Genomic DNA, 12,827 nt, shown 5'->3' with positions numbered 1-12,827 from the left:
GGCCGGGCCTGTTCCTTCGGAGCGGCAGGGGCTCCCTCCCTGCGGCACGCGGGGCTACCCGTTTTTTCTTCTTCTTTCTTCCGTCTTCCCCCACATCGGATCCGTGCGCAGCTTTTTCCTCACGCTTTTCCTGCTTGCCGCCCTGGCCGCGCTTGCGCTCGGCGGCGCCGGCCTCTGGTGGGTGCACCAGCCGCTCAAGCTGCCAGCGCCCAGCGTCGACCTGTCCGTCGAGCCCGGCACCACGCCGCGCGGCATCGCGCAGGCAGTGGCCGATACCGGTGTCGACGTGCAGCCGCAACTGCTCTATCTCTGGTTCCGCGTGTCGGGCCAAGACCGCCAGATGCGCGCCGGCAGCTACGAGCTGGAGCGCGGCGTCACGCCCAAGCTGCTGCTCAATATCCTGGTGCGCGGCGAGGAAGCCACGCGCAGCGTGGTGCTGGTCGAAGGCTGGAACATCCGCCAGGTGCGCGCCGCGCTGGCCAAGGCCGACCAGCTCAAGCCCGACAGCGTCGGCCTGACCGACGAGGCGCTCATGACCAGGCTCGGCAGGCCGGGCGTTCACCCCGAAGGCCGCTTCTTCCCTGACACCTACACCTATTCGAAGGGTTCGACCGACGTCGCCCTGCTGCAGCGCGCGATGCGGGCCATGGACAAGAAGCTGGAAGCCGCCTGGGCCGCCCGCGCCTCCGATCTGCCGCTCAAGTCGGCAGACGAGGCGCTGATCCTGGCCAGCATTGTCGAAAAGGAGACAGGCAAGGCCAACGACCGCGCGGAAATCGCGGCCGTCTTCGCCAATCGCCTGCGCATCGGCATGCCGCTGCAGACCGACCCGACTGTCATCTACGGCATGGGCACCGCCTTCGACGGCAACCTGCGCAAGAAAGACCTGCAGACCGACACGCCCTGGAACACCTACACCCGCGGCGGCCTGCCGCCCACGCCGATTTCCATGCCCGGCAAGGCGGCGCTGCTGGCGGCCGTGCAGCCGGCGCAAAGCAAATCGCTGTATTTCGTCTCGCGCGGCGACGGCACCAGCCAGTTCAGCAACTCGCTCGACGACCACAACCGCGCGGTCAATCGCTACCAGCGCGGCGGTGGCGATCCCAAACCCAAGGCAACCCAATGAGCGAGCAAGGTCTGTTTCTGACGCTGGAAGGCATCGACGGCGCGGGCAAGTCGAGCCATCTCGACGCGCTGGAGGCGCTGTTCAAGGCCCAGGGCCGCGCGGTCGTGCGCACGCGCGAGCCCGGCGGCACGCCGCTGGCCGAAACACTGCGCGGCCTGATCCTGGAACAGCCGATGGACCCGCTGACCGAATCGCTGCTGGTGTTCGCGGCGCGGCGCGACCATGTGGCGCACGTCATCGAGCCGGCGCTGGCGCGTGGCGACGTGGTGCTTTGCGACCGATTCACCGACGCCACCTTCGCCTATCAGGGCGCGGGGCGCGGCTTCGATGCGGCCGTGCTGTCGACGCTCGAGCAATGGGTGCAGGCGGGGAGGGCGGGGCTGCCCGCGTCCACGCTGCTGCAGCCGCGGATCACGCTCTGGTTCGACCTGGCGCCCGAGATCGCCGCGCAGCGGCTGGCCGGCGCGCGCGTGCCGGACAAGTTCGAGGCCCAGCCGGTCGAATTCTTCCGCCGCGTGGCGCAGGGCTATGCGGCCCGTGCCGCCGCCGACGCGGCGCGCTTCGTGCGCATCGACGCCAGCCAGGCGCGCGACCAGGTCTGGCAGCAGGTCGAGACCGCGCTGCTGGCGCGCGGCGTGCTGCAACCGCTGGGCGGGGCTGCACGATGAGCGCCCAGGCACTGTCCCCCTGGCTGCGCCGGCCGCTGGCCGAGCTGCTTCGCCAGCGCGGTCACGCATGGCTGCTGCAGGGGCCGTCGGGCATCGGCCAGTACGAACTGGCCCTGGCGCTGGCCTCCGCATGGCTGTGCGAGCAGCCGACAGCCGAAGGCACAGCCTGCGGCCATTGCGCGAGTTGCCATGCCATCGAGGTTCGCACTCATGCCGACCTGTGCGTGCTGATGCCCGAAGTCGCGATGCAGGAACTCGGCTGGCCGCTCGACGAAAAGGCCCAGGCCGACATCGACGACAAGAAGCGCAAGGCCAGCCGGGAAATACGTGTCGAAGCAATGCGCGACGCGGTCGGCTTCGCCCAGCGCACCAGCGCGCGCGGACGCGGCAAGGTGGTACTGGTGTATCCGGCCGAGCGCATGAACACCATCACCGCCAATGCGCTGCTCAAGACGCTCGAGGAGCCCGTGGGCGACGTGCGTTTCGTGCTCGCCAGCGAGGCCGCTTGGCAGTTGCTGCCGACCATCCGCAGCCGCTGCCTGGGCTTCACGCTGCCTTGGCCCGAGACCGCCGAGGCCGAAGCCTGGCTCGCCGCGCAGGATGTGCCCGCCGCCGATGCCGCGGCACTGCTGCGCGCGGCCGGCGGCAGGCCGAGCGATGCCCTGAGGCTGGCCCGCTCCGGCCAGTCGCCCAAGGCTTGGTCGCTGCTGCCCAAGGCCATGTCGCGCGGCGACGTGGGCGCGCTGGCCGACCACGCGCCCGCCCAGGCCGTGGGCGCGCTGCAGAAGCTCTGCCACGACCTGATGGCGGTCGGCAACGGCGCCGAACCCCGGTTCTTCGATGCCGCCGACCTGCCGGCGGCGCCTTCCAGGCTGGCGCTGGCGCGCTGGTCGAAGTCGCTGGCCAGTGCCGCCAGGACGGCGGAACACCCGTTCAATGCCGGCCTCATGCTCGAAGCGCTTGTGAGCGAGGCGCGAACGACCCTAAACTCTGCCGCTCGTCGCCCATGAACCAACCCGCCAACCCCGCTTCGCCCGCAGCAGCCCCCGTACCGGCACGGCCGAGCGTCATCCAGCTCGCCATCAAGGAGAAGGGCGCGCTGTATGCGGCCTACATCCCGCTGTTCGCGGAAGGCGGCATCTTCATCCCGACCTCGCGCGAATACCGTCTGGGCGACGACGTCTACGTGCTGCTCACGCTGCCCGAAGACCCGCAGCGCTATCCGGTGGCCGGCAAGGTGGCCTGGATCACGCCGCCGCGTGCCGCCGGCAACCGGGCGCCGGGCGTGGGCATCCGTTTTCCTTCCGACGAGAAGTCGCGCCAGCTCAAGGCGCGCATCGAAGCGGCGCTGGGCGGCTCCATGGCCTCCGACCGCCCGACACAGACCATTTGAGTTCCCCGCCGTCCTCGTGACGCGGAACTCCGTACACGGCGCCGTCTCCCACAACCCGGGCCGGTGCCGCGCACCATTTCATTTCCGATGTTCACAGACTCCCACTGCCACCTCACGTTTCCCGAATTCGCGGACCAGATGCCGCAGATCCGCGCCGCCATGGCCGCCGCGCAGGTCGATCGGGCCCTGTGCATCTGCACCAAGCTCGAGGAATTCGACGACGTGCAGGCGCTGGCCGCCAGCTACGACAACTTCTGGGCCAGCGTGGGCGTGCACCCCGACAACGAGGACATCGCCGAGCCCACGGTCGAAGACCTGGTGCGGCTGTCGGCCCGCCCGCGCGTGGTGGCCATCGGCGAAACCGGCCTCGACTACTACCAGATGGAAGAGCGCAAGGGCGGCCGCAGCATCTCTGACATGGAATGGCAGCGCGACCGCTTCCGCGTGCACATCCGCGCCGCGCAGCAGACGCGCAAGCCGCTGGTGATCCACACCCGCGAGGCCTCGGCCGACACGCTGGCCATCCTCAAGGAAGAGGGCGAGGACGGCGCCGGCAAGGCGGCCGGCGGCGTGTTCCATTGCTTCACCGAAACCGCCGAGGTGGCGCGCGCGGCGCTCGACCTGGGTTTCTACATTTCGTTTTCCGGCATCCTGACCTTCAAGAAGGCGCAGGACCTGCGCGACGTGGCTGCCTTCGTGCCGCTCGACCGCATGCTGATCGAGACCGACAGCCCGTACCTCGCGCCGGTGCCTTACCGCGGCAAGACCAACAATCCGTCGTACGTGCCCTATGTGGCGCAGCAGATCGCCGAGCTGCGCAAGCTGCCGGTGGAAGCCGTCGCCAAGGCCACGAGCGACAACTTCGAAACATTGTTCAGGGAAGTCAAATCATGAAAAACTACTTCAAGAAATCGATTTATCTCATTGTCATTGCTGCATCTTTTGCGGCGCATGCCGGTTCTTTCGAAGACTTCTTCCGGGCCGTGCGCGGCGACAACGCCAGCGGCGTGCGCAGCCTGCTGCAGCGCGGCTTCGACCCCAACACGCTGGACGAACACGGCCAGACCGGCCTGCTCATCGCGTTGCGCGAGCCCTCGCCGAAGGTCATCAAGGTGCTGATCGACGCGCCGCAGACCAACGTGGACATCGCCAGCCCCAAGGACGAAACCCCGCTGATGCTGGCGGCGATCAAGGGCCAGCAGGACGTGGTCGCGCAACTGCTCAAGCGCGACGCCGCCGTCAACAAGACAGGCTGGACGCCGCTGCACTACGCCGCTACCAGCGGCCAGATCGCGATCATGAAAGTGCTGCTCGAGAACTTTGCGTTCATCGACGCACAGTCACCCAACGGCACCACGCCGCTGATGATGGCGGCCATGTACGGCTCCAACGACGCGGTGAAGCTGCTGCTGGACGAGGGCGCGGACACGACCATGAAGAACCAGCTGGGCATGACGGCCGTCGATTTCGCGAACAAGGCGAACCGCGCGGAAGCCGCTTCGATGATCACCGCGGCTGCCGGCGCGCGAGCCAATGCGGCCAAGGCCGTGCCCAAGGACGGCAAGTGGTAAGCCGCCGCTGAGGCGGCTACCTCAGCGCGGCTGCTGCTGCGTCGTGCAGTGGATGCCGCCGCCGCCCGCGGCAATCCCGTCGATGTCGAGCTGAACCACCTCGCGCTTCGGGAACAGCTCCCGCAGCAATGAGCGCGCATTGGCATCGGCCCGCGCATCGCCGAACTGCGGTGCGATCACAGCGCCATTGCACACGTAGAAGTTGATGTAGCCCGCCGCGAACTCGGGCGTCTCCAGCTTCTTTCGCACCGACTCCGGCCCCTTGAGCACCTCCACGCGCAGCTTCTGGCCGTGTGCGTCGGTGGCCTGCTTCAGGATCTCCAGGTGCCGCCGGGTCACGGCGCGGTCGTAGGAGCCGGGGTCTTCGTCGAGGCCTGCCACCACCACGCCGGGCGAGGCGAAGCGGGCGTAGAAATCGGTGTGGCCGTCGGTGATGTCGCGCCCGGCAATGCCCGGCAGCCAGATGATCTTGCGCAAGCCCAGCAGTCGCTTGAGTTCGGCTTCGCAGGCTTCCTTGTTCAGGCCGGGGTTGCGGTTGGCATTGAGCACGCAGCTCTCGGTGATGATGGCCGTACCCGCGCCGTCGACCTCGATGCCGCCGCCTTCCAGCACGAGCCGGGTGCGCAGCCGCTGCACCTCGGCAGCGTCCGTCACGTACTCGGCCACCTCGGCGTCACGCTCGTGGGCCTGCTTGCGGCCCCAGCCGTTGAAGTTGAAATCCACGCCGGCCCATTGGCCCCCGGCATTGCGCACGAACACCGGGCCGGTGTCGCGCATCCAGAGGTCGTCGACCGGTTGCACTTCGAGTTCGACCTTGTTGCCGCACAGTCGGGCCGCCAGGTCGTGATCTTCCTCGTTGACCAGCATGCGCACCGGCTCGAAGGCCGCGATGGTGCGCGCGATGCCGGCCAGGTGCTCGCGTGCCGGTTTCAGCAGGCGCCGGCCCCAGACTTCTTCACTGGGGCCGAAAGACATCCAGGTGGCGCGATGCGGGTCGCCTTCGTCGGGCATGTGCCACGACTCGGCTGCGGCCATCGACGGCGCTGCCAAAGCCAGGGGCGCGAGGCCCATGCCGGCCAGCAGGCGACGGCGTGCGAGGGAAGGGCGCATGTCGGTTTCCTCGAAGAAGGGCACTTTGGCGGTCATGCCGGTTCCTGCTGCGTCGTGCAATGGATGCCGCCGCCGCCAGCGGCGATGGCGTCGATGTTCAGCTGCACGATCTGATGGCTGGGCAATTGCGCCGCCAGCGCATTGCGGGCCGCCGCGTCGGCGACAGCATCGCCGAATTCGGGCAGGAACAGGGCCTTGTCGGTGATCAGGAAGTTCACGTAGCCGGCGGCGAAGTCCTTGCGCGCGAACTCGGGGCGCACCTGGCTCGGCGTTTCGAGCGTGACGATCCGCAGCGGGCGGCCGCGCGCATCGGTCGCGGTGCGCAGCAGTTCCAGGTGGCGCCGTGTCACCGCGTGGTCGAACGATTTTTCGTCGTTCTCCAGCGCCGCGACGACCACGCCGGGCTTGAGGAAGCGGGCGTAGAAATCGGTGTGGCCGTCGGTGATGTCGCGGTTGGCGATGCCGGGCAACCAGATGATCTTTTCCAGGCCCAGCAGGCGCTTGAGCTCCGCCTCGGCGTCGGCCTTGCTGACGCCGGGGTTGCGGTTGCCGTTGAGCACGCAGCTCTCGGTGATGATGGCCGTGCCTTGCCCGTCGACCTCGATGCCGCCGCCCTCCATCACGAGGCGACTGCGCAGCAGCGGCACGCCGCTCAGTTCCGCCATGCGCGCGGCCACGATAGCGTCGCGTGCATGCGGCTGCTTGTTGCCCCAGCCGTTGAAATTGAAGCTCACCGCGGCCCGGTCGCCACGGGTGTTGCGCACGAAGACGCAGCCGGTGTCGCGCATCCAGAGGTCGTCGAGCTCATGGACGATCAACTGCACGTTGGAGCCGCAGAGCTGCCGGGCCGTGGCGAAGTCGTCGGCGCCCACCAGCATCTTCACCGGCTCGTAGACGCTGATGGCGTTGGCGATGCGCGCCAGGGCCTGTTGCACCGGCTGGCGCATGGGCGCGGTCCATACGGACTCGCGTGCGGCAAAGGCCATCCAGACGGCGCGGTGCGGGGCGCTTTCGTCGGGCATCTGCCAGGGGTCCGCTGCTTGGGAAGGCGGAGGGGCAGGCGTGTTGGAAGGTGTCGGGGCCGGCATGGGAAAGGGGGCCTGCGAGCCGCCGCCACCACCACCGCCGCATGCACTGAGCATTCCGCTCATCAGGCCGAGGCCGCCAAGGCCCATCAGGGCGCGTCGAGTTGTCATCAGAATCCAAGGGTTAGTACCAAGGCGCTGGATTCTGTCGACCTTCACTCATTTGCATAACTGATCTTTTCTGGACTGAATGACCGATTCAGTTCATGAATCGATCATTCCGCCTTGGCATAGCGCAGCAGGCTGTCGAAAACATCCCGGACCAGCGGCAGGCGCGGCTCGCCTTCGGTGCGCGAGATCCAGAGCGTGCCCAACGGCAGGCTCGGGTAGTCGGAAAGGTGCCGCAATTGGCGCTTGTGCAGCGCCTCGTCGGCCAGCAGCCGCGACACCAGTGCCATGCCGCGGCCGCGCAAGGCGGCGTCGAGCAACAGGCGCGGATCGTCGTAGATGGCGAGCTTGCGCAGATGGCCGAAATGCTCTCGGATGAAGGGGCCGATGCGGTCGCTCGTGAGATCGGTCTCGAGGCACAGCATGCCGGCGGTTTCGCCTGTGGCGTCGGTGTGCTCGACCGCCACGAGTTCGTCTTCGAGCAACGGGACTTCGAACACGCCGCGCTGCCTGAGCGGCTCGCGCGTGATTGCGATGTCCACGTCCATTTCATCGATGTAGCGCGCGCTTTCGTCGATCGAGATGATCGGGCAGAGCGCCGGATGCTCCTGCAGCAGCCGGTCCACGCGCGGCAGCAGCCAGCCCTTGACCACCGGCGCCGGACAGACCAGCGTGACGAGGCTGTCGTCCATGTAGGTTTCGATGCGGCTCAGGCCGCTGCGGATCTGGTCCAGCGACTTGCCCACGCTGTCGAGCAGCAGGCGCCCGGACACCGTCAGCTCGACGCCGCGGCCCTTGCGCCGGAACAGCGGCTGCCCGACCTGCTGCTCGAGCTGCGCGATCTGGTGGCTGACTGCCGATTGGGAGATGCAGAGTTCGTCCGCGGCCCGCGAGTAACTGCCCAGGCGGGCGGCCGCTTCGAAGCCGATCAGGAACCTGAAGGACGGCAGTTTGGCATTCGACGACATGGGCGGCAGGAGAGCTTGGCAGAGGTGAATTCGATGCTACTCCCGACGCATGCGGCAATGGCCGCCCGGTCGCGCCCTACCGGATCGGACGCGGGGGCAGGGGAGGTGGCGTCGGCCTCGGGGGCCTCGGCGGCACTGGCGGGCGGTATCCGGCGTTGGAAATCACCGCATTGCTGCGCGGGCGGCCGACCTGCACGGCGGGGTTCGACGAACTCATCAGCGTGGGGTGCGAGATTTCGAGTGCGTCGTGTTGCCCGAGCGCCAGCGCATAGGCGACCAGGTTGGCGAGCTGCGTCATGCCGCCTTCGGCCGGAGACAGCGGCTTGAGCATGGGCCTGGCGACGTATTCGTAGGACTTGCCCTTGGCGGCCATGCCCGATAGTGCCTGTCTGCCATCGGCGCGGGCCGAATGGTAGGCGTTGAGCACCACGTCCCGGGCGACGTCGACCATGCGCGCCGCGATTTGGTCGGAGTCTTTGTGCATCAGCTCCGCGACGCGCTCCGCACGCATCTGCATGCCTTCCACGAAGGTGGTGATCTTGATCAGCTGCTGGCGCAGGTCCGATGCGGAAATGCGCACCTTGGCCGCAACGCCCGGGTACAGCACCGCGTCGTTCAGGTCGGTGATCTGGTCCGGCATGGAGTTGATCAGGTTGGCGATGTGCTTGTACTGCTTCATCGCCGCTTCGGCGGCTTCCATTGCCTCGCGGTCGTCGCGAAAGAGCGCGGCGGTTTCCTGGTTGCCGCGATTGGTGAGCACGGTGTCGGCTTCGGTGATGCTCTTGCCGTGCAGGTAGCCGTCGACGCCGCCCTCGACGCCGCTGACCGCGGAAACGCCGAGGCCGACGCTCTTGGTCACGATGGTCTTGAGCACCGAGGCACCCGGAATCGGGATTTTGCCGAGCCCGGCCCGGGCCAGTGCCGCGACGCCCTTGACCACCAGCCGCTGCACGTCGGCGGTGTTGCCGCAGTACTCGCCGAGAAGCACGGTCAGCTTCTTCTTGAACGGCACGCTGAAGCTGTCATTGGACTTGGCGCGAAAGGAATCCCAAGTCCGCTCGACCATGTCGGATTTCTGGGCGAAAGCCGCGCTGATCACGCCCCAGTCCTTGGTGCGCATGCGGTCCAGCAAGACGCGGGCACCGGCCGCCATTTCCTTGTCGTAGTACTGGGACAGGTTCTTGCCCACTTCATCGAACGTGGTCTGTGGAATATCGAGCATCAGAAAGTTCCAAGGTCTGGGATAGCGTTCGATGCTAGGTGGGATGCGTGGATGGCGCATGAGACCTTGGTCCCATGTTCATGTGGGTTGTTGTGCGGGAGCGTCGTGGATTGCTTTAATAAGCACAATGTGCATTATGTTAAATATAGGGGGCGAGCAATTTCCCGTTTGCCTTCGATTTCAGCCTGCCCTGATCCGGGTGCCCGGATCCTGAGCCCAGTGCCGATCCTGTTCCAGCTCTCCGGCACCGTCTCCCCGCCGACGTAACGCCGCCTCCAGCGAGGCTGCAACAGAACTCCAGTCATAGAAAACATGCACCTTGCGTGCATGGTTCCACTGTCCGCCGAAGGCCTTGAAGACGGTGGCGAACTGGAAGCATCCACCTTTGATGGCCGGCATCGGCGGCCCGTTGGCGAACGACACCTCGAGGACCCTGCAGTCCTCCAGGCTCGACGCGAGTTCTTCCGCGCGCGCCTGGGCGGGGAAAGAAAGTACGGTGGGCATCGAACCACTCTACCGAAAATCGGTTGCGCACGAAACCTTTTTTCTACGCTGGGCGGGTCTGCGCTCCGCTCAGCCGTGGACGCCTTCGATCGAGCGTGCATACAGCACGATCTCGGCGGGCGTCATCGCATCCTCCAGCGCGGCCAGTTCGAGTCGCTCGAAGTCGTGCGATATCCACTCGAACATGTGCGACAGCGGCATTCCGGTGATGTCTTCCCCGTCGCTCCATGGTTGCAGCCGCGTGGCCGCGCTGCTCAGCAGCATGCGCAGGTAGAGCGCCCGGGCCAGGCGCACAGCGGCCACCTTGTCCGGGTTGTCCAGCGTCCGCTGAAAAACCTCCAGCTGCTGCTCGCAAAGCACCAAGCGTTCCTGTGCCGTCACGAAACCGTGGCTGCAGATATCGGAAGCCCTGCAACGCAGATCCTGAAGGCGATGGAACTCGCTCAGCACACGGGCATACGCCAGTTGCTGGAGCAGTTGCAGCGCGCGATCCAGAAAGCCTTGCATGAGTGCCATCTGAAATTCCGCAGCGTCTCTCGGACGTAGGACGGCGCGCAAAAAAAGCGCACGGCGGCACCGCCATCTAGCCGCGTCACTCGATGAGTAGTTTTGTAAGCGTTGTCAAAGAGATGTCACCTTGCATCCGCAAGATCAGTGGCATTGCTTGTGTTTGTGGCAATTTTTGCAAAAAACCTTTCCATACCTAAACACAAGTAAACGCAATTTGCGTTGCAGGCGAATTTCAACTTCTTGAGGGAACGACATGATCAGAGGAACAACCGCATACAGCGGGCTTGCGGCATTGGGGGCCGCCACCGTCTTCTTGCTTTCCGGCTGCGGCGGGGGTGGCGGAGACAATGGCGGCGCATTCTTTCCGCCAGTCACCGGCGGCACACCAGGCACCACGACCAACCAGGGCAAGAGCGGCCCGAAGGCGCTGGTGGTCGAGATCGACGGACTCACGCATGCGGCGCTGCGCGATGCGGTCGCGCAAGGCAAGGCACCCGCGCTGCAGTCGCTTCGCATCGCCCCCGCATGGACCGGCGGCATCGCCGGCACGCTCAGCGAGCAACCGACTTACGACAGCCAGGGATGGGCCACGCTGCTGACCGGCACCTGGGCCAACCGCCACGGCGTGCGCGGCACCGGCGGCACCCAGCGCATCGACGCCAAGCTCGCACCCTCGATCTTCGCCATCGCCAAACAGAACGCTTCGGCTGGCTACAAGACCGGCGCCGTCACCGCGAATGCGCTCTACCCTGCTCTGCTGGGCAACGAGCCCGGCGCAATCGACGCCGCGGTCGACTGCGCGGGAGCCGACGCCTGCGTGACCGACCGCACGGCCCAACTCATCGATGCCGGCTACGACCTGCTGGTAGCCCAATACGGTGCGCCTGCCGCCATGGTGGCCAACAGCGGCCTGAAGGGCGCCGACTACCAGCGCGCCATCTCCGACACCTCCGCCGCCGTCGGCAAGCTGCTTGCGCGTATCGCACAGCGCACCGCCAATGACTCGAAGGAAGACTGGCTGGTGATTCTCACCACTGGCCATGGCCTCGATGTCTTCGGTACCAGCGGCGGACAGCAGGCCATTGCGGACAAGACCGTCTTCATCGCCAGCAACAAGACCTTGCCGGCATTGCCCGGAGTCGACACGGCCGCCCCGACCGACAGCACGTTGCTGCGCCTGGCCGCCGCCACCGACATCGCGCCGACCGTGCTGCGTCACCTGGGCACCCCGCCAGCGCCATCGAGCTACACGTTGAACGGCGTCGCGCTCCAAGGCGCCACCAGCATCCGCGAACTCGCAGCCGGCATCGGCGCCGACAAGGACAGCGTCGAACTCTCCTGGAAGCTCGCAGGCAGCACCAATGTGCCGGTGCAGGTCCTGCGCGACGGCAAGCAGGTCGCTACCTTGGCCGCGGGCAGCACTGCGTACACCGACACCCTCGAAGGCGTGAAGGACAGCAACTTCAGCTACCTCTATACCGTGGTGGCAGGCGACACCTCGCTCACCATCACTGCCGTCAAGCCGGTTCCGCTGCCGCTCACGCTGCTCAACGGCCTCGTCAACTACTACCCGCTCGATGCGCTTCCCACGCTCGACGTCAGGACCGGTGCCTCGACGCTCGCCCCCTGGGCCGTGGACGCCGCCGCCGGCTCGCTGGTAGATGACGATGGCTTCAAGCCACGCTTTCAGGCCAAGGCACTGCGCGTGGACAACCGCATCGTGAACGCGGCCGGCATGTCGGGCTACCGACTGATGCAGACCAACGACGTGACGACGGACCCCGCGGTCACCGCCTTCACCATCGGCTTCTGGATGCGCACCGACGCCACCTGCACCCAAGGCGTGGGCTACGGCGCGTCGGTCATCGCCAACAAGAACTACGACAACGGCAACAACGAAGGCATCGCCATCGGCATGTTCGGCAACTGCGAACTGCGGTTCAACACGGGCCTGGGCGGTTCGCGCGGAGAAATCGGCGGCGTCCACTTCCTGAGCGCCGGCAAGTGGGCCTACGTGGCGATGGTCATCGACAAGACCGGGACGGCCATGAAGGGTTACGTCATCGATCCCGTCAAAGGCGTTCAGACCGGCGGCGTGACCCTCTCGGCCGCACTGGTCGCCAAGCTCGGCGGCCTCAAGAACGGCATCGGCCTGAACGAAGACGGCACCGGCCTTTACTACAAGCGCGCGGGCAACAGCGCCCCGCGCGGCGCCATGGACTTCAACGACTTCGCGATCTGGAACCGCGCGCTCACCGCGGACGAGATCAAGAGCATCTACCAGGCCGCCCGTCCGTTGGCGACGCTGGCCCCCTGAATTTCTCCCCCCTGCACACGCCACTTCGACCAAAGAGGACCGACCCATGCAATTTCTTTCATCGACCCCGCGACTGATACCCGTGCTCATCCTTGCCTGCGTGCTTTCCGCTTGCGGCGGCGGCAGCAACGGCGGCGGCGGTGTTGTCGGCGGCCTGCCCGGCACCGGAACACCAACGCCACCGGACACGAGCGTCAAACCCGAGATGCGCTGCGCGCCCTGAACACCTCGAAATCACAGAACAA

The 12,827-nt window shown here is 66.6% G+C and carries 14 protein-coding genes; 8 read left to right on the top strand and 6 right to left on the bottom strand.

The features are described 5' to 3' along the window. Positions 1-103 precede the first annotated feature (103 nt). The 6 genes from mltG (at position 104) to L3V85_RS18785 (ending at position 4,758) form a co-directional block, all read left to right on the top strand. The gene (mltG, locus tag L3V85_RS18810) at positions 104-1,126 is read left to right on the top strand and encodes an endolytic transglycosylase MltG (RefSeq protein ID WP_237674262.1); all 1,023 of its coding nucleotides are present in this window, start codon (positions 104-106) and stop codon (positions 1,124-1,126) included. Then, positions 1,123-1,794, top strand: coding sequence for a dTMP kinase (gene tmk, locus L3V85_RS18805; protein WP_237674261.1), 672 nt, complete (start codon positions 1,123-1,125; stop codon positions 1,792-1,794). The genes mltG and tmk overlap by 4 nt, the downstream gene beginning before the upstream one ends. Next, positions 1,791-2,804, top strand: a complete 1,014-nt coding sequence (locus L3V85_RS18800; protein WP_237674260.1) for a DNA polymerase III subunit delta' — start codon at positions 1,791-1,793, stop codon at positions 2,802-2,804. Before tmk ends, L3V85_RS18800 begins: the two co-directional genes overlap by 4 nt. Next, a complete protein-coding gene (locus L3V85_RS18795) occupies positions 2,801-3,187 on the top strand; it encodes a PilZ domain-containing protein (protein WP_237674259.1) in 387 nt (128 codons plus the stop codon). The genes L3V85_RS18800 and L3V85_RS18795 overlap by 4 nt, the downstream gene beginning before the upstream one ends. Before the next feature lie 87 nt (positions 3,188-3,274). Then, on the top strand, positions 3,275-4,081 hold the full coding sequence (locus L3V85_RS18790; RefSeq protein WP_237674258.1) for a TatD family hydrolase: 807 nt from the start codon (positions 3,275-3,277) through the stop codon (positions 4,079-4,081). Then, the gene (locus L3V85_RS18785) at positions 4,078-4,758 is read left to right on the top strand and encodes an ankyrin repeat domain-containing protein (RefSeq protein ID WP_237674257.1); all 681 of its coding nucleotides are present in this window, start codon (positions 4,078-4,080) and stop codon (positions 4,756-4,758) included. The genes L3V85_RS18790 and L3V85_RS18785 overlap by 4 nt, the downstream gene beginning before the upstream one ends. A 21-nt stretch (positions 4,759-4,779) precedes the next feature. Here L3V85_RS18785 and L3V85_RS18780 read toward each other — a convergent pair whose 3' ends face one another. The 6 genes from L3V85_RS18780 to L3V85_RS18755 form a co-directional block, all read right to left on the bottom strand. Continuing rightward, positions 4,780-5,829 (bottom strand): agmatine deiminase family protein, encoded by a 1,050-nt coding sequence (locus tag L3V85_RS18780; protein ID WP_414080235.1) that lies wholly within the window; start codon positions 5,827-5,829, stop codon positions 4,780-4,782. A 71-nt stretch (positions 5,830-5,900) separates the two neighbouring features. Then, positions 5,901-7,064 carry an agmatine deiminase family protein gene (locus tag L3V85_RS18775; RefSeq protein ID WP_337250088.1) on the bottom strand — a complete coding sequence of 388 codons (1,164 nt, stop codon included), beginning with the start codon at positions 7,062-7,064 and terminating at the stop codon, positions 5,901-5,903. 104 nt (positions 7,065-7,168) lie between these two features. Further along, entirely contained in the window at positions 7,169-8,029 is an 861-nt protein-coding gene (locus L3V85_RS18770) for a LysR family transcriptional regulator (RefSeq protein WP_237674255.1), read from the bottom strand. Positions 8,030-8,105: 76 nt separating this feature from the next. Then, on the bottom strand, positions 8,106-9,251 hold the full coding sequence (locus L3V85_RS18765) for a hypothetical protein (RefSeq protein WP_237674254.1): 1,146 nt from the start codon (positions 9,249-9,251) through the stop codon (positions 8,106-8,108). Between the two features lie 180 nt (positions 9,252-9,431). Next, entirely contained in the window at positions 9,432-9,755 is a 324-nt protein-coding gene (locus tag L3V85_RS18760) for a hypothetical protein (RefSeq protein WP_237674253.1), read from the bottom strand. A 69-nt stretch (positions 9,756-9,824) separates the two neighbouring features. Then, positions 9,825-10,271, bottom strand: a complete 447-nt coding sequence (locus L3V85_RS18755; protein ID WP_237674252.1) for a hypothetical protein — start codon at positions 10,269-10,271, stop codon at positions 9,825-9,827. Between the two features lie 247 nt (positions 10,272-10,518). Here L3V85_RS18755 and L3V85_RS18750 point away from each other — a divergent pair, with 247 nt between their 5' ends. Further along, positions 10,519-12,582 carry a LamG-like jellyroll fold domain-containing protein gene (locus L3V85_RS18750; protein ID WP_237674251.1) on the top strand — a complete coding sequence of 688 codons (2,064 nt, stop codon included), beginning with the start codon at positions 10,519-10,521 and terminating at the stop codon, positions 12,580-12,582. Between the two features lie 46 nt (positions 12,583-12,628). After that, positions 12,629-12,805 (top strand): hypothetical protein, encoded by a 177-nt coding sequence (locus tag L3V85_RS18745; RefSeq protein WP_237674250.1) that lies wholly within the window; start codon positions 12,629-12,631, stop codon positions 12,803-12,805. Positions 12,806-12,827: the final 22 nt, after the last annotated feature.

Origin of the sequence: Variovorax paradoxus (assembly GCF_022009635.1) — a bacterium.
In the GTDB taxonomy this organism is placed as follows: Bacteria; Pseudomonadota; Gammaproteobacteria; order Burkholderiales; family Burkholderiaceae_C; genus Variovorax.
The sequence above is the reverse complement of the archived record's forward strand: the minus strand, read 5'-3'. Positions and strand labels throughout refer to the sequence as shown.

Excerpts from the sequence above, each read along its gene's own strand:
- tmk (WP_237674261.1), top strand. The coding sequence starts at position 1,123 with ATGAGCGAGCAAGGTCTGTTTCTGACGCTGGAAGGCATCGACGGCGCG.
- L3V85_RS18800 (WP_237674260.1), top strand. The coding sequence starts at position 1,791 with ATGAGCGCCCAGGCACTGTCCCCCTGGCTGCGCCGGCCGCTGGCCGAG.
- L3V85_RS18795 (WP_237674259.1), top strand. The coding sequence starts at position 2,801 with ATGAACCAACCCGCCAACCCCGCTTCGCCCGCAGCAGCCCCCGTACCG.
- L3V85_RS18790 (WP_237674258.1), top strand. The coding sequence starts at position 3,275 with ATGTTCACAGACTCCCACTGCCACCTCACGTTTCCCGAATTCGCGGAC.
- L3V85_RS18785 (WP_237674257.1), top strand. The coding sequence starts at position 4,078 with ATGAAAAACTACTTCAAGAAATCGATTTATCTCATTGTCATTGCTGCA.
- L3V85_RS18780 (WP_414080235.1), bottom strand. The coding sequence starts at position 5,829 with ATGGGCCTCGCGCCCCTGGCTTTGGCAGCGCCGTCGATGGCCGCAGCC.
- L3V85_RS18775 (WP_337250088.1), bottom strand. The coding sequence starts at position 7,064 with ATGACAACTCGACGCGCCCTGATGGGCCTTGGCGGCCTCGGCCTGATG.
- L3V85_RS18770 (WP_237674255.1), bottom strand. The coding sequence starts at position 8,029 with ATGTCGTCGAATGCCAAACTGCCGTCCTTCAGGTTCCTGATCGGCTTC.
- L3V85_RS18765 (WP_237674254.1), bottom strand. The coding sequence starts at position 9,251 with ATGCTCGATATTCCACAGACCACGTTCGATGAAGTGGGCAAGAACCTG.
- L3V85_RS18760 (WP_237674253.1), bottom strand. The coding sequence starts at position 9,755 with ATGCCCACCGTACTTTCTTTCCCCGCCCAGGCGCGCGCGGAAGAACTC.
- L3V85_RS18755 (WP_237674252.1), bottom strand. The coding sequence starts at position 10,271 with ATGGCACTCATGCAAGGCTTTCTGGATCGCGCGCTGCAACTGCTCCAG.
- L3V85_RS18750 (WP_237674251.1), top strand. The coding sequence starts at position 10,519 with ATGATCAGAGGAACAACCGCATACAGCGGGCTTGCGGCATTGGGGGCC.
- L3V85_RS18745 (WP_237674250.1), top strand. The coding sequence starts at position 12,629 with ATGCAATTTCTTTCATCGACCCCGCGACTGATACCCGTGCTCATCCTT.